At 72.8% G+C, this 19498-nt stretch carries 16 protein-coding genes and 1 riboswitch; of the genes, 7 read left to right on the top strand and 9 right to left on the bottom strand.

What is annotated here, in order from left to right:
• Positions 1 to 180: 180 nt before the first annotated feature.
• Both ACZ63F_RS15940 and ACZ63F_RS15935 read left to right on the top strand, forming a co-directional pair.
• On the top strand, positions 181 to 1458 hold the full coding sequence (locus ACZ63F_RS15940; protein ID WP_469711586.1) for a hypothetical protein: 1278 nt from the start codon (positions 181 to 183) through the stop codon (positions 1456 to 1458).
• A gap of 203 nt (positions 1459 to 1661) precedes the next feature.
• Positions 1662 to 2201 (top strand): DoxX family protein, encoded by a 540-nt coding sequence (locus ACZ63F_RS15935; protein WP_351957664.1) that lies wholly within the window; start codon positions 1662 to 1664, stop codon positions 2199 to 2201.
• 13 nt (positions 2202 to 2214) lie between these two features.
• Here ACZ63F_RS15935 and ACZ63F_RS15930 read toward each other — a convergent pair whose 3' ends face one another.
• Positions 2215 to 2424: a hypothetical protein gene (locus ACZ63F_RS15930; protein WP_469711583.1), complete on the bottom strand. Its 210-nt coding sequence runs from the start codon at positions 2422 to 2424 to the stop codon at positions 2215 to 2217.
• Entirely contained in the window at positions 2411 to 3835 is a 1425-nt protein-coding gene (locus ACZ63F_RS15925; RefSeq protein ID WP_469711581.1) for a PspC domain-containing protein, read from the bottom strand. The genes ACZ63F_RS15930 and ACZ63F_RS15925 overlap by 14 nt, the downstream gene beginning before the upstream one ends.
• A gap of 239 nt (positions 3836 to 4074) precedes the next feature.
• On the opposite strand from ACZ63F_RS15925, the gene ACZ63F_RS15920 reads away from it, so the two are divergent.
• Together ACZ63F_RS15920 and ACZ63F_RS15915 are read left to right on the top strand one after the other, a co-directional pair.
• Entirely contained in the window at positions 4075 to 5367 is a 1293-nt protein-coding gene (locus tag ACZ63F_RS15920; protein ID WP_352361742.1) for an ATP-binding protein, read from the top strand.
• Complete coding sequence (locus tag ACZ63F_RS15915; RefSeq protein ID WP_469711578.1) at positions 5364 to 6077, top strand: LuxR C-terminal-related transcriptional regulator; 714 nt, start codon at positions 5364 to 5366, stop codon at positions 6075 to 6077. The genes ACZ63F_RS15920 and ACZ63F_RS15915 overlap by 4 nt, the downstream gene beginning before the upstream one ends.
• A 17-nt stretch (positions 6078 to 6094) precedes the next feature.
• Here ACZ63F_RS15915 and ACZ63F_RS15910 read toward each other — a convergent pair whose 3' ends face one another.
• Positions 6095 to 7153, bottom strand: a complete 1059-nt coding sequence (locus tag ACZ63F_RS15910; RefSeq protein ID WP_469712040.1) for a C40 family peptidase — start codon at positions 7151 to 7153, stop codon at positions 6095 to 6097.
• A 457-nt stretch (positions 7154 to 7610) separates the two neighbouring features.
• Here ACZ63F_RS15910 and ACZ63F_RS15905 point away from each other — a divergent pair, with 457 nt between their 5' ends.
• Positions 7611 to 7964 (top strand): hypothetical protein, encoded by a 354-nt coding sequence (locus ACZ63F_RS15905; RefSeq protein ID WP_352222998.1) that lies wholly within the window; start codon positions 7611 to 7613, stop codon positions 7962 to 7964.
• A 39-nt stretch (positions 7965 to 8003) separates the two neighbouring features.
• Here ACZ63F_RS15905 and ACZ63F_RS15900 read toward each other — a convergent pair whose 3' ends face one another.
• Together ACZ63F_RS15900 and ACZ63F_RS15895 are read right to left on the bottom strand one after the other, a co-directional pair.
• On the bottom strand, positions 8004 to 8177 hold the full coding sequence (locus ACZ63F_RS15900) for a hypothetical protein (protein ID WP_469711576.1): 174 nt from the start codon (positions 8175 to 8177) through the stop codon (positions 8004 to 8006).
• 315 nt (positions 8178 to 8492) lie between these two features.
• Positions 8493 to 9656 carry a C40 family peptidase gene (locus ACZ63F_RS15895; RefSeq protein ID WP_469711574.1) on the bottom strand — a complete coding sequence of 388 codons (1164 nt, stop codon included), beginning with the start codon at positions 9654 to 9656 and terminating at the stop codon, positions 8493 to 8495.
• 8 nt (positions 9657 to 9664) lie between these two features.
• Positions 9665 to 9838: riboswitch (cyclic di-AMP (ydaO/yuaA leader) on the bottom strand.
• A gap of 334 nt (positions 9839 to 10172) precedes the next feature.
• Here ACZ63F_RS15895 and pcrA point away from each other — a divergent pair.
• The gene (pcrA, locus tag ACZ63F_RS15890) at positions 10173 to 12659 is read left to right on the top strand and encodes a DNA helicase PcrA (RefSeq protein WP_469711572.1); all 2487 of its coding nucleotides are present in this window, start codon (positions 10173 to 10175) and stop codon (positions 12657 to 12659) included.
• A 49-nt stretch (positions 12660 to 12708) separates the two neighbouring features.
• Here the strand turns inward: pcrA and ACZ63F_RS15885 are convergent, their stop codons facing one another.
• Both ACZ63F_RS15885 and ACZ63F_RS15880 read right to left on the bottom strand, forming a co-directional pair.
• A complete protein-coding gene (locus tag ACZ63F_RS15885) occupies positions 12709 to 14235 on the bottom strand; it encodes a M23 family metallopeptidase (RefSeq protein WP_469711570.1) in 1527 nt (508 codons plus the stop codon).
• 242 nt (positions 14236 to 14477) lie between these two features.
• Positions 14478 to 15344: an esterase/lipase family protein gene (locus ACZ63F_RS15880; RefSeq protein ID WP_469711568.1), complete on the bottom strand. Its 867-nt coding sequence runs from the start codon at positions 15342 to 15344 to the stop codon at positions 14478 to 14480.
• Between the two features lie 326 nt (positions 15345 to 15670).
• Between ACZ63F_RS15880 and ACZ63F_RS15875 the strand changes: the two genes are divergently transcribed.
• The gene (locus ACZ63F_RS15875) at positions 15671 to 16087 is read left to right on the top strand and encodes a cobalamin B12-binding domain-containing protein (protein ID WP_093499563.1); all 417 of its coding nucleotides are present in this window, start codon (positions 15671 to 15673) and stop codon (positions 16085 to 16087) included.
• A gap of 183 nt (positions 16088 to 16270) precedes the next feature.
• Here the strand turns inward: ACZ63F_RS15875 and ACZ63F_RS15870 are convergent, their stop codons facing one another.
• Positions 16271 to 17863, bottom strand: a complete 1593-nt coding sequence (locus ACZ63F_RS15870) for a DUF5691 domain-containing protein (RefSeq protein WP_469711566.1) — start codon at positions 17861 to 17863, stop codon at positions 16271 to 16273.
• A 190-nt stretch (positions 17864 to 18053) separates the two neighbouring features.
• On the bottom strand, positions 18054 to 19409 hold the full coding sequence (locus ACZ63F_RS15865; RefSeq protein ID WP_469711564.1) for an SWIM zinc finger family protein: 1356 nt from the start codon (positions 19407 to 19409) through the stop codon (positions 18054 to 18056).
• Positions 19410 to 19498: the final 89 nt, after the last annotated feature.

The following is a 19498-nucleotide window of genomic DNA, read 5'->3' as shown; positions in this document are numbered from 1 at the left end:
TCTCGCAGTCGGGTCAACACGTCGGCCGTATCTTCACTCGTCATGACCGGCCCACTGACCGCGAACGGCGTGGCGTAGGGCACAATTCGCTCTCGACACAAGGGAGTTGCATGACGCCGTCCGGCCCCGGGGAGGGCCCTGCGCGTCGTGCCCCGGGCGTGGGGAAGGCAGGCGTCGGGCGTGGCGGTGCAGGAGGCGAGGCAGGGCGCCGGTTCGGGTGCCCACGGTGGCGGCTGCGCGTGCGGGGACTGCCCGCACGGGGCACGCGAGGGACACCGGCGGGCGGTCGCCGAATTCCTCGTCAAGCGGGAGGAGTTCGCGGCCGGGCAGGGACTGCCCGCGGCGGTGGCCCACTCGGCCTCCGCCTCCCGCCAGTGGGTCTCCGAGGAACTCGCCCAGTCCGCCGGGGTGGTCGCCGAACGCGGCCGCGCCGAGGGCCAGGCCTGGCTCGCCCGCCTGTGGCTGCGCACCGCGTGCACCGTCTGGGCCGCCGTCTTGATCATGCTCCTCGCCCAGGCGCTCACCGCCATCGGCGCGGGCTGGACCAGCGCCCGCACCGCCGGACTGCTCGCCGCCCTGCTCGTGGCCCTCGCCCTCACCGCCGCCTCCTGGTTCCACCGCTCGCGCGGCGGGGTGCTCGCTCCCGTCATCGGCGAGGACAACCGCATGTCCACCTCCCGCACCGTCGCCGCCTCCTGGGTCCTCTTCGTCGCCTACGCCGTCCTCGTCCTGGCCGGCCGCCTGGCCGCCGCCTCCTCGCCCGCCGAGCGTGACACCCTCATCTCCGGCCTCGACCTCGCCCGCGGTGCCGGGGCGGTCACCGTCCTCGCCGTGGTCTGCGGCATCGCCGTCCTGGTGCGCCGGGTGGTCGGCCTGCGCATCGCCGGCCAGCGCCTGCAGAAGGTGCGCGCCCACCGCCCCCGCGCCGCCGACCTGCTCACCGACGACTCCGGCCGCGGCACCTTCGCCGACATCCAGTACGTCGTCATCAGCGCCGTCGCCCTGCTCTTCGCCGCCGTACGGCTGGCCCGCCGCCCCGACCAGCTCCCCGACCTGCCCTGGGGCCTCGCGACGGTGGTCCTGATCTCCGCCGCGACCTACCTGGCCGGCAAGTACGCCGAGGGCGGCCGCCCGGTGATCCTCTCCGTCGTCCGGGCCCGTGAGGCCGGTGACCTGGACGCCCCGATCCGCACGGGCGACGACATCGAGATCCGCGGCACCGGCTTCGTCCCGCCCGGTGCCCAGACCGCCGACCGCCTCTCCCGCATGGTGGTCCGCATCGGCGCCGTCAACGTCCACGTCCCCCTGGTCCCCGTCGCCGGCGGCTTCAGCAACCCCACGGACCACGTCCTCACCGTCCCCGTCCCGGCCGACGTGGAGCCCGGCTCCGTCGAGGTCCAGGTGGTGACGGCGGCCGGAGTCGCGACCAACCGGTGCGTGGTCGAGGTGACGGACTGAGCCGACCGGGCGGCCGAGGCCGGAGCGGAACCGGCCGAGCCCACCACCCCGGCCCTTCCTGCCCGCCTTTCTCCACCCTCACGGGTGTGTCGCTCCGGCCGAAATTCGGAAAAACGTCCGGGAGAGGATTGAGCGGGCCGTCATTGTCGTACGTATGGTCTGTTGAGGGGCCCGGGTACTGCGGCGAGAGGCGGCTACTGGCGATGACTCACAGCATTCGTTCGGACACGCACACTCCCTATCTCGACGGCGACCGCGGCCTGCGGGACACCGCCACCCGTTACGCCCTCCTTCCTCTGCGGATCTTCCTGGGCGTCACCTTCATCTACGCCGGCCTGGACAAACTGACCGACAATGCCTTCCTGAAATCCGGCGGCTCCGGGTCCATCGGCGACACCATGCGCTCGGTCCGCGACTCCGCCGCGATCCCGGCCCTGATCGACCTGGCCCTGAAGAACCCCGTCGGCTTCGGGACCGCGATCGCCATCGGTGAGCTCGCCGTCGGCCTCGGCACGCTCTTCGGCCTGCTGGCCCGGCTGGCAGCGCTCGGCGGCGCACTGATCTCGCTCAGCCTCTGGCTGACCATCAGCTGGGCCAACTCCCCGTACTACTACGGCAACGACCTCGCCTACCTGATGGCCTGGCTGCCCCTGGTGCTGGCCGGCGCCCCCTACCTCTCCCTGGACGCGATGCTCCGCGCCCGACGCCGGCATCGCTCGGCACGGGCTTCGCTCGGCCTCTGACCGGCGCCGGCCCCTAGCTCTCCGGTGTCCCGCGGCGCCTGCGTATCGCCCGGGTCAGCGCCGCGGCCACCCCTGCGAGGGAGAGGCCGGCCACCGTCACGGGGATGACCGCGAACCACTCGGTGTCCCACCAGCCGCCCGCGTCACCGGCGTAGGCGACCCCCGCCGCCGTCAGGAAGACACCGACGACCAGCCGTCCGGGCTGGAACTCATGCCGCAGCACGGGTCACCTCCACCTGTCCCGCGCCGACCTGGAGATCCAGGTCGAGCGTCCCCGCGTTCTTCGCGCCGCTCGCCGGCGGCAGCGTCACGTCCTTGTGCCTGCCCGGCTCCACGTCCACGTCCTTCTTGTCCTCACCGGGCAACCGGATGTCGCCCACCCCCACGTCGATGCTCATCCGCACGGTCACGTCCGCCGGTACGACGATCTTCAACTGGCCCGCGCCCACCTCGGCGGAGGTCGACACCGTCCGCCCCTGGGCGACGCGTATGTGCGTCAGGTCCAGCGTGGCCACGCCCGTCCCGAGGTCGTACGCCCGTGACACCTCCGCCGTGGTGGCGGGTGTCCAGGACGCCCGTGTCCAGTGGGTGCTGATGTTCGACGGCAGGGCCGTCGCGGCCGCCAGCAGGGCCGCCGTGAGCAGGGCCAGGAACAGCGAGCCGGCCCCCGTGCGTCCCAGGAACGAGCTGAGTGCCGTCCCCAGCCCGAACACGATCAGCGCGCAGGCCAGACCGGCCTGGAGGCTGGTGCCCAGGGGGTGCGTGTCCCACGTCAGCCCCGTGCCCAAGCCGCCCGCGACCAGCGCGAACAGGAAGATCCAGCCGCCGATCCAGCGCGGTCCGCGCGGCTTGGGAGGCGGGCTCGGCCGGGTCCGGACGTCCTGGCCGTGGACCCATGGGGTGCTCAGCCGGAAGTCGAGCCCAGGCACCTGCGGGCCGGGAACGTCGGCCGGGCCCCACAGGTAGCCGGTGCCCCCGACATGCGTGCCGTCCTTGACGATCGGGTCCCGCCACCACGAGGGGTAGGAGATGGGGATCGGCGGTGCCTGGGCCTCCGGCGGGGCGTCGGCGACGGCCTGCGCGGACAGCGGGTCGGGGTCGGGGGCGCCGCGCCGCCGCGACCAGTATCCGGCGCCGGCCAGCAGCAGGGAGAGGACGACGGCGAACGCCAGCACCTGGCCGTTCCTGATCATCGTCAGCAACACTCCGCAGCCGACCAGGGCGAACAGCACGGCTGCCAGGGCCTGCCCGTCGACCCGGCCGGTCAGCAGCTTGCGGACCTCGTTCTCGTCGTCGTCCTCGTACGGCACGAAGAGCCAGGCGAAGCCGTAGAAGAGGAGACCGATGCCGCCGGTCGCGGCCAGCACGGCCAGGGTGATGCGGAAGATCACCGGGTCCAGGTCGGTGTGGCGCCCGAGCCCCGCGCACACGCCCGCGATCATCTTGTGCCGGCGGTCGCGCCGGAACCGGGGGGAGGCCGCGTCGGCGGCTTCCGCGCCGGTACGGTGCGCGGCGGCTCCCGTCGCGGCCGTCTCCGTCGCGGCGGGCGCGGCATCCGACGGCCCGGTGCCCGCTGCGGGCCGCGGGCCGGGGCCGGGTCCCGGACCCGTCGCGGCGTGCTCGTGATCAGTCATGAGTCAATGGTGACGGCCGTGTGGCCGCAGCGGCAGTCGGGATGACCCTGGCCGAACCCTGAGATCTGCCCCGAGGCCGGACCGGGAGGCGTTCGAGCGGCCGGAGGCGAGGACTGCCCGCCGGGAAATCCGAAGAGCAGCGGGGAAATCCGAAGATCAGGGGGGAACTCCGAAGATCAGGGGAGTCTCGGGGGTCGACCCTGATGCTCCACCACCACGGGCGTGTGAACATCGATGGCATGCCGGAAGCCGCAGCAGTGCCACTCGACGACCCGCGGCCGCCGCGCAAGCTCTACCGCAGCAGCGACGGCCGCTGGCTCGGCGGAGTGGCGCGGGGCCTCGCCGGGCATCTCGGCCTGCCCGTCGTCTGGGTACGGCTCGTCTTCGTCGGCCTGTTCATGGCCAACGGGCTCGGCGCGCTGCTGTACGCCGCGTTCTGGTTCTTCGTGCCGCTCGGCGTCGGCGGGGTCGGCGGGCAGAAGCCACCGTCCCTGGTCGCCACCGAGACCTCGGCGGACGGTCGCCGCAGACTCGTCGCCCGCAAGCCCGACAAGGGCCAGATCGTCGCCCTGCTCCTCATGGTCGTCGTGTCCATGGTGTTCGTGGGCAGCGTCAACCTGACCAGCGGCGCCAAGGCCTATCTTCTCCCCGCCGTCCTGGTCGCGGCCGGTGTCGCCCTGGTCTGGCGCCAGGCCGACAACGCCCGCCGGGCCCGCTGGGTCGAGGTCGGCAGCCGGCGCCGCACGCTCAGCCTGCTGCGCGCGGGCGTCGGTGTCCTGCTGGTCACCGCGGGCGTCTCGGGCGTCTTCGTCATGCAGGGCTCCGCCGCGCACATCGGCGCGGTGCTCCAGGCGGCCCTCGCCGTGCTCGTCGGCATCACGCTGCTCGCCGGTCCGTACCTGGTCCGGATGACCCAGGACCTCTCCGAGGAGCGGCTGATGCGCATCCGCGCCCAGGAGCGTGCCGAGGTCGCCGCCCACGTCCACGACTCCGTGCTGCACACCCTCACCCTGATCCAGCGCAACGCGGAGAACGCGGGCGAGGTGCGCCGTCTCGCCCGCGCCCAGGAGCGCGACCTGCGCACCTGGCTCTACAAGCCCGAGGGCACCGGCAAGGACGAGGCCGACGAACCCGCCACCCTCGCGGACGCCGTCCGGCGCAACGCGGCGGAGGTGGAGGACAAGCACGGCGTCCCGATCGAGGTCGTCGTGGTCGGGGACTGCCCGCTCGACGAGCGGACGGGCGCGCAGATGCAGGCCGCGCGCGAGGCGATGGTCAACGCGGCCAAGTACGGTGGCGAGGGCGGCGCCGTCCAGGTCTACGCCGAAGTCGAAGGAAGGACGGTCTTCGTGTCCGTACGCGACCGCGGTCCCGGCTTCGACCTCGACTCGATACCCGCCGACCGCATGGGTGTCAGAGAATCGGTCATCGGCCGCATGGAACGCCACGGCGGCACCGCACGGCTGCGGTCCGTGCCGGGCGGCGGCACGGAGGTCGAGCTGGAGATGGAGAGGGCGGAGAAGACGTCATGAGCGACGCGACCGAGGCGAACGGCCCGGCGGAAGGCGCTGGTCAGTCCGGGCGTCGGGTGCGTGTGGTCCTCGTCGACGACCACCGGATGTTCCGGACGGGCGTCCAGGCCGAGATCGGCCAGACCGAGCAGACCGGCGTCGAGGTGGTCGGCGAGGCGGCCGACGTCGACCAGGCGGTCTCGGTGATCACCGCGACCCGGCCCGAGGTGGTCCTCCTGGACGTGCACCTGCCGGGTGGCGGCGGGGTCGAAGTGCTGCGCCGGTGCGCCCCGTTGACGGCGGACGCCGCGCGGCCGGTGCGTTTCCTCGCGCTGTCCGTGTCGGACGCGGCCGAGGACGTGATCGGCGTGATCCGGGGCGGCGCCCGGGGCTACGTCACCAAGACCATCACCGGCACCGACCTGGTCGACTCGATCTTCCGGGTTCAGGAGGGCGACGCCGTCTTCTCGCCGCGGCTCGCCGGGTTCGTCCTGGACGCCTTCGCCTCCACCGACGCGCCGCCGGTCGACGAGGACCTCGACCGTCTCACCCAGCGCGAGCGCGAGGTCCTGCGCCTCATCGCCCGCGGCTACGCGTACAAGGAGATCGCCAAGCAGCTGTTCATCTCCGTCAAGACGGTCGAGTCCCATGTGTCGGCGGTGCTGCGGAAGCTGCAGCTGTCGAACCGGCACGAGCTGACCCGCTGGGCGACGGCGCGCCGCCTGGTCTGAGGCCCGTGCCCGGCCGCTCAGACGACCCGTGTCGCGCCCGCGAACGGCATCTCGTCGATCGGGGCGATCCGTACCGGCGCCGAGGGGTTGGGCGCGTGGATCATCTGGCCGTTGCCGATGTAGATGCCGACGTGGCTGATGCCCGAGTAGAAGAACACCAGGTCGCCCGGCTGGAGTTCGGAGCGGGAGACGCGGCGGCCGGCGTCGATCTGGGCGTAGGTGGTGCGGGGGATGGAAACTCCGGCGGAGCGGTAGGCGGCCTGGGCGAGTCCCGAGCAGTCGAAGGCGTCGGGGCCGGTCGCGCCCCAGACGTAGGGGCTGCCGAGCTTCGAGTAGGCGTAGGCGACGGCGGCCGCGGCGCGCGAGTCGGTGGCGGCGACGCTGCCGGCGGTCAGCGGGGTGCGGGCGTCCGCCGCGGAGCGTGAGGCGCGTCCGGTGCCGTCGTCCGCCGTGACCGCCGACCGCTGCTGCGGTGACAGCCGGTCCAGCAGCTGTCGTGCCTCGTCCAGTTTGCCGTTGACGGCGGACTTCTCCCGCTTCAGCTCGGCCTGCCGGGACCGCAGTGCCGCCAGCTCGACATGTGCCGCGCCCCGCAACTGCTCGATGCCCCGTAGCTGTTGCCGTACCCGTGTCACCGCACCGGCCTGCCGGTCGCCGGCCCGCTCGGCGATGGCCGCGTCGTCCAGGTACTGGTCGGGATCGCTGGACAGCGCCAGCTGCCAGGCCGGATCGATGCCGCCGTCGCGGTACTGCGCGGCCGCCACGAGACCGAGCGCGTCCCGGGCGGAGTTGAGCTTCTGCTGCGCGCGGGCGGTCTCGTCCTGCAGCGACCGCAGCCGCCGCTGGGCCGCGTCGGCCTTGTCCTTCGCCCCGTCGTACTTCTGGGTGGCCTCCTCGGCCTCCTGGTACAGCTGGTCCACCCTGGCCTTCACCTGGGCCGGTGTCAGCTGCGGCTCGGCGTTTCCGGTCCCTTCGAAGGCCGTCGCGGTGGCCGCGCCCGCCAGGGCGAGGGTGACGGCCGTGCGGGCCGTGTTTCCGCCGAGCGAGCGCTGTCGGGGCTTGCGGTGCGCTGCCACCTGGAGTGTCCCGTCCTTTCGTACGACCGCCGTCTCGTCCGCAGGCACGCCAGGGGGAGCGTCCGTACGGCCGCGGGGGATGCGGATTGCGCCTCCGGCGGCGGCCCCGCACAGGGGAGCGGGCCGCCGCCGGATCTTCTCGGCGGTGGTGCCCGACTGCCGCCCCTGGCCCGGGCGGCGGTGGGGAGTCGGTCACCTGGGGGAGGAGGCTAGGCCCGGGTGTGTCGGCCTGGTAACGCGATGCGCGGAATTGGCGTGACCGGATCGTTACCCGACGGTATGTGAGCGGGATTCGGGTGTGGAGTCGTCGGCTTCTCGGGGCGGGATGACCGAAGCGGCGGTTCCGGGGCTGACGGGGGAGCCGGGGTGCTATGGCGTGCATATATGCGGGGTGGTGAGCGCCGGGGGAGGGGCCGGTGGCAGGTGCCCCGTACGGCCCTGATTAGGCTCCGGGGCCATGGACGTACTCATCCATCTCTTCGTCGGCCTGCACATCATCGGCATCGCCGCGCTCCTCGGCGGCTTCCTCACCCAGATGAAGGCGATGGGCCAGGGCACGGCCCGGTTCGTCCCCGGGATGCTGCACGGCGCGTTCACCATGCTCGCGACCGGCGTGATCCTGGTCGGCCTCAACGAGGCCGACGACCACCACGTCAACACGATCAAGATCGGCGTGAAGCTCGCCCTGCTGATCGTGATCCTCGGGCTCGTCTACGTGAAACGGGACGACGAGAAGGTCGAGAAGGGCGCCTTCGGCCTGGTCGGCCTGCTCACGATGGCGAACATCTTCATCGCCGTCCTGTGGACCTGAGCCTCCGGCGCCGTGCCGCGGACCTGATCCCCGGCACCCTCACCGGGCCTTCCTGAGAGCGGTACGGGCGGCCGCCACCGCACCGGCCGCCGCCGCACCGGCCGCCACGGCCGGCCAGGCCGCCACCGTGACGCACACCAGCACCCGCCCCGGCCACTCCAGCCACGCGCCGCCGACGGCGGCCGCGACCGACAGCCTCGTCGTCGCCGTCATCCCCGCATGATGCCGGTGGCCATCACGGCGGCCCCGGCCGCCGGTGGACGCTGCGCCCGCCGGGCGCGGAGGGGTGAGATGCCGGACATGTCCCTGATGCTGGGGAGAGCCGGTCGCGGTAGTCGCAGGGCATGCGCGCGTGCCGACGAAAAGCGCGCCCCGTCGCGCGGACCGTGCGGTCGCGGCGGACAGGAGCGCCGACGGGCGTCGGCGGGCGGGTGGGGATGCGTGGCGGCAGGCGGGCGCCGTGGCGCGTGCGGGCCGGCGGAGGGAAGCGGGTGGGGGCGCCCGAGAGGTGACGGGCGCCCCGCGGGGTCAGGCCGGGCGCACCACGCTGTGGATGATCGACTCGCCGCCGTAGTAGATCGACTCCTCGCGGACGTAGGCGCCGGGCTTCGGGGCGTGGATCATCATGCCGTTGCCGAGGTAGATGCCGACGTGGCTGACGTCGTCGTAGAAGAAGACCAGATCGCCGGGGAGGGCGTCGGCGAGGGAGACGGTGGTGCCGGCGTTCACCTGGTCGTAGGTGGTGCGCGGCAGGGAGACGCCCGCGGCCTTCCAGGCGGCCTGGGAGAGCCCCGAGCAGTCGTAGGAGCCGGGTCCGGTGGCACCCCAGACGTACGGCTTGCCGATCTGCGCGCGGGCGAAGGCGATCGCCTTGGCGGCCTTCGTGGCGTAGGCGGAGTCCGGGCCGGAGTCCGAACCCGATCCGGAAGCGGAGCCGCCCGGCGCCGAGGACGCCGCGGACGACGAGGCCTCCCGGTCGGCAGCGGCGGCCTGCTGCTGCGCCAGCTCCGCCGCCTTGCGGGCCGCCTCCTCCTGCTGCCGCTTCTCGATCGCCGCCAGCCGGGCCTTCTCCGTGGCCGTCAGCTGCGACAGCAGCTCCCGCGCGGAGGCCAGCTTCGTCTGCACGGTGGCCTTGGCGGTCCTGAGGTCGTCCTGTGTCCCGGTGAGCGACTCGAGGCTCCGGGTGGTCTCCTGCCGCTTCTTCATGGTCGCGGACTGCTCGGTGACGTAGTCGTCGACCGCGCTCTTCTGGCGCGAGGTCAGGCGGCTCATCAGCTGGTCCTGGTCGAAGTAGCCCTGGGGGCTGTCCGCGAGCAGGAAGGTCGCGGTGTCGGGAACGCTCGCGCCGGTGCGGTACTGGGCCGCGGCGAACGAACCCAGTTCCTCACGCGCCCTGTTGAGCCGTTCGGTGCGTCTGGCGACGTCGTCGAGCAGGGCGTCGACCTGCTTGCGCTGTCTGCCGGTGCGCTCCTTGGCCGCGTTGTACTTCTCGGTCGCCGACTCCGCCTGCCGGTAGAGGGCGTCGACCTTCTTCTCGACCTCCTCCAGGCTCGGCTTGCCGTCCTCGGAGGGCGCGGCCTCGGCCGACTGGGAGAACAGGGCCATGGAGGTGAGGGCCGCGGTGGCCAGCGCGGGGGTGCGTATGCCTGCCGCGCGCGCTCCTGACGGCCGGGACTTGCGGTGCGACGCCAACGGGGGCGACTCCTTCCGGTGTTCCGCCTACCGAGTTAGCTGTCGGGTTCGGGCGGGTGGTTCGGAAGGGTTGCCCTACGGCCCGTCCCCCGGAGGGGAGTCGGGACCGATTCACCCCGGGATCGGTGTGGGTCCCCGGCTCCGGACGCGCGGTGGCGCCCCGGACTCGGCGGAGGCCGTGCGGCCCGGCGACGTTCGCCGGTGGGGGTCGTGCGGCCTGCCCGGCACGCTAGCCAACTCGTGTGGTCTCTGTGAAGTTTGATGTGCGATATGCCCGATACATTTTCGTGACCTTGGCGTTGCGCTCGTTCAGGCGGGGCGATCGGGGAGGTTATGGGCGACTTGCCCGGATGGGTCCAAAGGTTCCGGCGGGAGGTATACAAAGGTCCGGGGTGGGGGTCGGCGGCTGCGGGACGCGCGTCGACCTGCTGTGACGGAGGGGATCCGTTCGGTCACGTTGGCGACTTTTCGGGGTGGCGGCCGGTTGTCGGTGGGGCGCCCTAGACTCGGAGAGCGATGAGCAGCCTCTTTGACGACAGCTTCCTGGCGAGCCTCCAGGCCCCCCGCGGCCACGACGAGGAACCTCCGCCGCCGCCCGAGGACGAACACGCTCCGGAGTCGGTTCCGGACGATCTGTTCGGCGGGAAGTTCGACGTGCCCCCGGACCGGGACGCCTACTACCGCGACGGTGCCGCCCGCCCCGCCCTGGACCCGGCCGCGCTCCTGGAGGGGCTGAACGACAACCAGCGGGCCGCCGTCGTGCACGCCGGCTCCCCGCTGCTCATCGTGGCCGGCGCCGGTTCCGGCAAGACGCGCGTGCTCACCCACCGCATCGCGCACCTGCTCGGCGCGCGCCAGGTGCACCCGGGCCAGATCCTCGCGATCACGTTCACCAACAAGGCCGCGGGCGAGATGAAGGAGCGCGTCGAGCACCTCGTCGGCCCGCGCGCGAACGCGATGTGGGTGATGACCTTCCACAGCGCCTGCGTGCGGATCCTGCGCCGGGAGAGCAAGAAGCTCGGCTTCACCTCCTCCTTCTCGATCTACGACGCCGCCGACTCCAAGCGCCTGATGGCCCTGGTCTGCCGTGACCTGGACCTCGACCCCAAGCGCTACCCGCCGAAGTCCTTCAGCGCCCAGGTCAGCAACCTGAAGAACGAGCTGGTCGACGAGGAGGACTTCGCCGCCAGGGCCACCGACGGTTTCGAGAAGACCCTCGCCCAGGCCTACGCCCTCTACCAGTCGCGGCTGCGCGAGGCGAACGCCCTCGACTTCGACGACCTGATCATGACGACGGTCAACCTGCTGCGCGCCTTCCCGGACGTCGCCGAGCACTACCGCCGCCGCTTCCGGCACGTCCTGGTCGACGAGTACCAGGACACCAACCACGCCCAGTACGCCCTCGTGCGCGAGCTGGTCGGCACCGGCGCACACGAGGAGGACACCCCGCCCGGCGAGCACGACCTGCCCCCCGCCGAGCTCTGCGTCGTCGGTGACGCCGACCAGTCGATCTACGCCTTCCGGGGCGCCACGATCCGCAACATCCTCCAGTTCGAGGAGGACTACCCGAACGCGACGACGATCCTCCTGGAGCAGAACTACCGCTCCACCCAGACGATCCTCTCCGCCGCCAACGCGGTCATCGAGCGCAACGAGTCCCGCCGCCCGAAGAACCTGTGGACCAACGCGGGCGCGGGCGCGCAGATCACCGGCTACGTCGCCGACACCGAACACGACGAGGCGCAGTTCGTCGCCGAGGAGATAGACCGTCTGACGGACGCGGGCGAGGCCAAGGCCGGCGATGTCGCCGTCTTCTACCGCACCAACGCGCAGTCCCGTGTCTTCGAGGAGATCTTCATCCGGGTCGGCCTGCCCTACAAGGTGGTCGGCGGCGTCCGCTTCTACGAGCGCAAGGAGGTCCGGGACGTCCTGGCGTACCTGCGGGTGCTGGCCAACCCGGAGGACTCCGTCCCGCTCCGGCGCATCCTCAACGTCCCCAAGCGCGGCATCGGCGACCGCGCGGAGGCGATGATCGACGCCCTCGCGCAGCGCGAGAAGATCAGCTTCCCGCAGGCGCTCAAGCGGGTCGACGAGGCGTACGGCATGGCCGCGCGGTCGGCGAACGCGGTCAAGCGGTTCAACACGCTGATGGAGGACCTCCGTACGGTCGTGGAGTCCGGCGCCGGACCCGCCACAGTCCTGGAGGCGATCTACGAACGCACCGGATACCTGGCCGAGTTGCAGAACTCCACGGACCCGCAGGACGAGACCCGTATCGAGAACCTCCAGGAACTCGCCTCCGTGGCCCTGGAGTTCGAGCAGGAGTCCGGCGAGGGCGAGCAGTCCGGCGGCCTCGCCGACTTCCTGGAGCGGGTGGCCCTGGTCGCCGACTCCGATCAGATCCCCGACGAGGACGAGAACGGCGACGGCGTCATCACCCTGATGACCCTGCACACCGCCAAGGGCCTCGAGTTCCCGGTGGTGTTCCTGACCGGCATGGAGGACGGCGTCTTCCCGCACATGCGCGCCCTCGGCCAGACCAAGGAGCTGGAGGAGGAACGGCGGCTCGCCTACGTCGGCATCACGCGCGCGCGGGAGCGGCTGTACCTCACGCGGTCGGCGATGCGCAGCGCCTGGGGCCAGCCGTCGTACAACCCGCCCTCGCGTTTCCTGGAGGAGATCCCAGGCGCGTATCTGGAGTGGAAGCGCACCGGGGCGATGGCGCCGGTCTCCACCGGACCCGCGGCGGGTGTGGCGGCCTCGCTCTCCTCGACCCGCTCGCGCTCCTCGGCGTCGGGCGCGTCCGGCTTCGCCACCCGGCGGACCTCGGAGAAGCCGGTGGTCTCGCTGGCGGTCGGCGACCGCGTCACCCACGACCAGTTCGGCCTCGGCACGGTCGTCGCGGTGAAGGGCACGGGCGGCAACGCGGAGGCGACGATCGACTTCGGCGACGCCAAGCCGAAGCGGCTGCTGCTGCGGTACGCGCCGGTGGAGAAGCTCTGACCCGGACGGTGTGGGCCCCGCCGCGGCGGGGCCCTGCGGTACCGGCCGGTCAGGTCGGGTCGAGTCCGTGGCTGCGCAGCCACGGCAGCGGGTCTATGGCGGCGCCGCCGGCCGGCCGCACCTCGAAGTGCAGGTGCGGTCCTGTCGAGTTCCCGGAGTTCCCGGAGTACGCGATCGGGTCGCCGGCCTTCACCGTCGTCCCGGCGGCGACGCGGTACGACGAGAGGTGGCAGTACCACGTCTCCGTGCCGTCCTTCGCCGTCACGATCATCATGTTGCCGTAGGCGCTGTTCCACTTGGTGGAGACGACGCCGTCGGTCGCGGCCATCACCGTCGTGCCGTAGGAGACGGGGAAGTCGATTCCCGTGTGGACGGACATCCAGTTGACGCCGGCCTGGCCGAAATAGGCGCTGAGCCCTTTCTGCGTGACCGGAAGCACGTACTTGGGGCGCAGCCGCTCCTTGCGGGCCGCCTCCGCCGCCGCCTTCTTCTTCTCGGTCTCCTGCTGGGCCTTGAGGTCGATGCGCTCCTGCGTCCGGCTGGCCCGGTCGGCGAAGTCGTCCGCACCCGCGGAGAGCGTCCTCAGCTGGGCGTCCAGCTTGCTGTTGGCGGCGGACGGTTTCACCGACTGCGCGTCGGAGGCGGAGGCCGTGGTGTCCTTGCCGTCGCCGGTGAGGCCGTTGACGGAGGCGGCCGCGATCCCGGCGACCCCCATCACGCACACCGAGGGCACCGCGACGGTCAGCAGCGCGGACCGCTTGGGAGGCGTACGGCGACGGGAACGCGCCCCCGCGCGGGAGCCGGCGCGAGTCGCCGCGGGAGTGGCCGGGGCGACCTCTTCCTGGTCCTCCAGCAGTGGCGTTACTGCAGGCAGTTCACCGGTCGCGGCCAATCCCCCGTCGTCCGGGGAGTCCGCCGTGGGCTCTGCGAAGCCGTCGTGTCCGCCGTGCCCGTCGTGTTCGCCGTGCCCGCCGTGCCCGCCGTGCCCGTCGTACTCCGCGTACTGCTCGTGGCCCGCCTGCTCCTCGAAGTCCCCGTACGGCTCGTGCTGCTGCACAGGCTCCGGCTCGTGCTCGGGGACGTGCGCCGGGGTGCCGTCGGAGTTCCACTGCGTGGCGTCGTACACGCCGGTGTCGAAGGCCTGGGTGCCCCACTCCCACTGCTGGGTCGCTCCGGCCATGCCCGACTGGTCCGGCTGCAGCCAGGCGTTCGCGTCCCACTGGCCGCTGGTGTCGGGGGCCGTCCCCTGTGCCGGGACGGTCCACGCGGTGCTGTCGTAGGCGCCGGAGTCGTAGGCGGCGTGGTGCTGGGCCGCGTACGGGTCGTAGTTCAGCGTCTGGCCGCCGGCGGTCTGCCACTGCGTGGTGTCGTAGGCCCCGGTGGCCTGCCCCTGGCCGGGGAGGCTGCCGAAGAGCGGGTCGCTGTGGAACGCGGTGCCGGTGGCGGTGTGGTCGCCGTACGTGGTGAAGTCGCCGTACTGGGCTTCCTGGGTGCCGTACGACGCGTAGTGCGACGGGTCGGCGTCGGAAGCCGGGGCCGGGGTGGTCATGGTCCCCGACGGGTGACGGTCGTTCACCAACTTCTCTTTCGCCTCGACAACAGGGGCTGGCAGAGCAGTGCGGCGACTGTACCCGGCGGTATACGGGCGCGACAATCTTCAACAGGTTTCGCTGTTTCGGGAAACGGGCATTCGGCCGTGTTTCGGGGGACGACGGGCGCGGGTTTGGCTTTGTGTTCGATGATTGTTCGAGGCAAGTGGGGGTCCCCGGAGGCCTCCGGGGACCCCGGCAGGTCCCGGTCGGGCGCTCCGGCGAACCCTCAGGCCACCGTCAGACCGCCCGTGATCCGCTCCTCCGGGTGCGTGTCGTCGAGGGCCTGTCGTATACCGGTCGCGACCGCCGGATGGATGGGCAGGGCGAGGTGCCCGATGCCCGTCACCCGCACGTTCGTCGCCAGGAGGTCCGGGTGGTCGACGCGCGCCGTCTCCACCGGCTCCATCAGCGAGTCGAGGTCGCTCCAGAAGCTCACGAACCGGGTACGGCAGCCGGGCGCGGGCCGGGCCAGCTCCTCGATGACCGCCGAGCCGGGGCGCATCTGCCGCACGATCGGGTGCGCGTCCGCCAGCGGCGCCACCCGGGTGCCGGAGTGCGGCGTGCCGAGCGTCACCAGCGTGCGGACGCGCAGGTCACCGCCGAGGCGCTGGACGTAGTAGCGGGCGATCAGCCCGCCGAGGCTGTGCCCCACGATGTCGACCCGGCCGCTGCCGGTGCGCTCGCAGATCTCCTCGACATGGCGGCCGAGCAACTCGGCGGCGGTGCGGATGTCGCAGGTCAGCGGCGAGTAGTTGAGCGACTCGACGCGCTGGCCGCCGTGCTGGGCGAGGGTGCGGCGCAGCAGGACGAAGACCGACCGGTTGTCGATGAAACCGTGCAGCAGCACCACCGGCGGGGCCGCTCTGACCGGCAGCCGGGCCGTGCCGTCGGGCTCTGCGGGCGGTGCGGGCGGGACGGCCGGGCGGTGCTCCGGGGTGAGGCCGGTGGGATAGAGCAGCAGATGCCCGGCCAGGATCGCGGCCTCCAGGGCGGTCGACTTCAGGAGGGCCAGTGACAGGCCGGCGAGTCTGCTGGGCAGGAAGCGGCGGCAGAACGGGAGAAAGGGCTCCAGTAGTACCTCGGTGACCTTCATCGGCCGACCTCCTGTCGGCACGCCGAGGACAGCTCCGTCCCCCGTGTGCCCTCATGGGGATGCCGGGGCGGAGGCTGCGGGGGTGGCTGGCTGCGACGACGTGCTGCGTCGCGCGCTCCTGCCGTCCCCGCGGACCACGCTGCGGCTCCCTGACGTGTCCCGCTGTGTGTGATTTCCCCCTCTGTAACCTCCGCGAAACGGCCGGTTGCGGGATGCTGGAGATAACGTTCGTTCACTTGAGGCGGGTGGCGGAACGCGCCGAATGTGCGGTACTTCTCGGTACGAATGGATGTCGGCGTGTTCGTTTCGTGGTCATGGAGGCAGTGATGGGTGTGGCAGCCGGTCCGATCCGCGTGGTGGTGGCCAAACCGGGGCTCGACGGCCACGACCGCGGGGCCAAGGTCATCGCGCGGGCGCTGCGCGACGGGGGCATGGAGGTCATCTACACCGGGCTCCACCAGACGCCGGAGCAGATCGTCGACACGGCGATCCAGGAGGACGCCGACGCCATCGGTCTCTCCATCCTCTCGGGCGCCCACAACACCCTCTTCGCCGCGGTCATCGACCTCCTCAAGGAGCGTGACGCCGAGGACATCCTCGTCTTCGGCGGCGGCATCATCCCCGAGGACGACATCGCGCCCCTCAAGGAGAAGGGCGTCGCGGCGATCTTCACGCCGGGCGCGACGACGGCGTCGATCGTGGAGTGGGTCCGGGAGAACGTGCGGCAGCCGACCGAGGCGTAGGCCGCGTTCGCGGGGGGCCGACTTCGGGGGGTGCGGGTGGTGTGTCGGCTGCGGCGTGGTGGGGGCTGGTCGCGCAGTTCCTCGCGCCCCTGTGGGGCGCCAACGCGAGTGTCGGCTGCAGGCCGTGGGGGCTGGTCGCGATGTTCCTCCCCCAGTCGAAGGCTGGGGGTACCCCCAGCGCCCCTACGGGGCGTGGTCGTCCAGTTCCGTGAGCATGGCCGCCCGTAGTCTCAGCGTCGTCACCAGGCGCTGGAACGCCTCCGCCCAGTAGCCGCCGGCTCCCGGTGAGGCGTCCTCGCGCTCGTCCGGTATCGCGAGGAGGGCGTCCAGGCGGCCGGCTTCCGCGGGGTCCAGGCAGCGTTCGGCCAGGCCCATCACCCCGCTGAAGCTCCACGGGTAACTCCCCGCGTCCCGCGCGATGTTGAGGGCGTCCACCACGGACCGGCCGAGTGGCGCGGACCACGGCACGGCGCACACGCCGAGCAACTGGAACGCCTCCGACAGGCCGTGCGCCGCGATGAAGCCGGCCACCCAGCCGGCGCGCTCCTCGCCCTCCAGCGTGCCCAGCAGCTTGGCCCGCTCGGCCAGGGACACCGCGCCCGGACCGCCTGCCTCCGGTGCCCCCGGCACCCCGAGCAGCGCCCTCGCCCACTCGGCGTCCCGCTGCCGTACGGCGGCCCGGCACCAGGCCGCGTGCAGCTCGCCCTGCCAGCCGTCCGCCACCGGCAGTGCCACGATCTCCTGGGGAGAGCGGCCGCCGAGCCGGGCCGGCCAGCCGGAGAGCGGGGCCGCCTCCACCAACTGCCCCAGCCACCAGGACCGTTCACCGCGTCCAGTCGGCGGTTTGGCCACGACCCCGTCGCGCTCCATCCCGGGGTCGCACTCCGGCGGTGCCTCCACCGCGATCACCGGACCGTCCCCGGTGTGGTCGACCGCCACGCACGCCCCGGCCCGCACCGCCATCCGCCCGGCGAGTGCCGAGCCGGGCAGCGCGGACAGCAGCTCGGCCGCCGTCGTCCGGACGTTGCGGCTGCGGTCCGACAGCGCCTGCTCCAGGAACGGCTCGTCCCCTGCGGCCAGTCCGGTGCGCAGCGAGTCGAGGAACATCAGCCGGTCCTCGGCCCGCTCCGTCGCCCAGGTCCCGGCCAGCAGCTCGCGCGCCGTCTCGGGCGCGCGGGCCCGCAGCGCGGCCAGCAGGGCGACCCGCTCGGCGAACAGCCCCTCCTGCCACAACTGCCGTATCCCGTCGGTGTCCTCGGGGCCGGGCAGGGCCGCGCCGCCGCCCGGGGCCGCGCGCAGGGCGAACCGCCAGTCCTGGTTGAGCCGGGCCAGCCACAGGGCGCGCGGTCCCGCGAAGGCGAGCGCGGCGGGCCGCAGGTCGGTACGGCCCCGGGCCGCGTCCAGCAGCGCGGGCAGCGCCTGCGGGGGCGCGGCGAATCCGCGTGCGTTGGCCGCCGCGAGCCACTGGGGCAGCAGCTCCATCAGATCGGGCGAGGTGCCCCGGCGGCCGCCGGCCGCGGCGCCGGAACGGTCGGACAACAGCATCGCCAGTCTGCGTGCCGCGGCGGCCGGCAACGCGGGGCGCGGGTCCGCGGGGGCCGGTTCGGGGCGGGGCGCGGCCGGTGCCGGACGCAGCCCGGCCCGTCGTCGTACGGTCGCCACGGCCGCCTCGTCCAGCAGGGCCACGGGAGCCTCGCGGCACGGCCCGCCGGTCGTCGGCGGGCGCCGGTCCGTGCCCAGCAGCGCCGTGGTGACGAGATCTTCCCAAGCGGTCACGGCTTCCCCTCACGAGAACCAGAAGGTGCGAGAGCCCCCAGAGCTGTGGGAGCTCCGAGAGGTGCGAAAGCTCCCAGAGTTGTGGGAGCTCCGAGAGGTGCGCGAGCCCCCAGAGTTGTGGGAGTTCCGAGAGGTGTGGGAGCCCCCAGAGTTGTGCGCGTTCGGCGAGTCGGTGCGGTTGTCGGCCGGGTCAGCACAGCGGTACCGCCTCGCCGGTCTCCTGCGGCCAGGCCGTCAGCGGGGTGAAGCCGCGGTGGCCGCACTCGCCGAAGACCGTGACCGGGGCACCGCCCGAGAGCGCGACCAGCCGCCACAGCCCCGGACCGGAACGGGCGCCGGGCGTCAGGGGCAGCGCCGACTCGCCCTCGGTGTCGGCCAGTTGCCAGGAGTCGCCGTCCGGGAGCGGCACGACCGGGCCGAGCGTCACCGGCACCGATTCCAGCCACGGGTCGTCGCGCAGTGCCTCCCCGTACCGGGCCGCCGCCTGTGCCGTCGGTACGCCCGGCGGCCGTGCCGACGAGGGTGCGGGTGCGGCGAACCGCTCGCCCAGCGCCGCCCGGTGCTGGCCCGCGCCCGGAAAGGCGGACAGCTCCGCGTCCAGGGCGAGGCCGACGGGCAGCGCCAGTTCGGGGGCGCGGCCCGCGGCGCCGTAGGAGAGGAGCAGCGCGGTACGGCCCGAGCCGGTGCCGTGCAGCCAGATCCGGCGGGTCGTCAGCTTCGCGTCCGCCGTGTCGTACTGGGCGAGGACCAGCCAGCGGTCGCGCACCGGCGAGCCGTCCGCCGGGGCGGGCAGGCCGACGCGGGAGCGGACCGTGGCCGCGAGATCCGCCGGGAGCCGGTCGCGGCGCAGCCAGCCCTGGTCGAGCAGGTGCAGCAGTGCGCACTCCTCGAGCAGCCGCACCGGCCAGCCCGGACCGGAGCCCGGTATCGCACCCAGCTCCCGCACCCGCGCCGCCAGTCCGGGAGCCTGGGCGTCGACCATGCGGGCCGCCGTCTCCTCCCACAGCCCGTACCCCGCCTGCTCGGCCGCGGCCAGGCCGCCGCGCAGCAGGTCGGACAGCCGCTGCTCCAGCTCCGTGGCGCCCGCCGTGACCCGCTCGGCCCGCTGCTCCGCCCGGCGCCGGGCCGCCTCGGGATCAGCGGCGGCCGCGGAACTCCCGGTCCCCGCCGCCCGCTTGTCCTCCCCGCGCCTGCGCCGGCCCGCGATCCACTGCTCCGCCCAGTCCGGCGGCTGCTGCGCCGCCGGCACCGAGTCGTCCCCGCCCGCCCAGAGCAGGAGCAGGCCGAGGGCGTGCTTGCAGGGGAACTTCCGGCTCGGGCAGCTGCACTTGTAGGCCGGCCCCGCCGGGTCGGCGATGTCCACGATCGTCTGGTACGGCTTGCTGCCGCTGCCCTTGCACAGTCCCCATACCGTCCCCTCCTCGCAACTCCCGGCTCCGGACCACGGCCCTGCTGCTCCGAGCCTGCTTCCCGCTTTGCGTGACGCGGCGTCAGGCGCCAAGGCCAGCACCTGGTCCGCACTCCAGCGCACCCCCTGCTGAGTCATGCCATCGAAGGTAGATCCCGCCACTGACAATCGCCCCGACGAGCACATCTGCGCAGGTCAGAGCGATTGTCAGTGGCGTGGTGCACGGT

The sequence above is a fragment of the Streptomyces sp. NPDC104761 genome (assembly GCF_055583445.1).
Note: the sequence above shows the minus strand (reverse complement) of the source record. Positions and strands in the feature narration are given on the sequence as shown.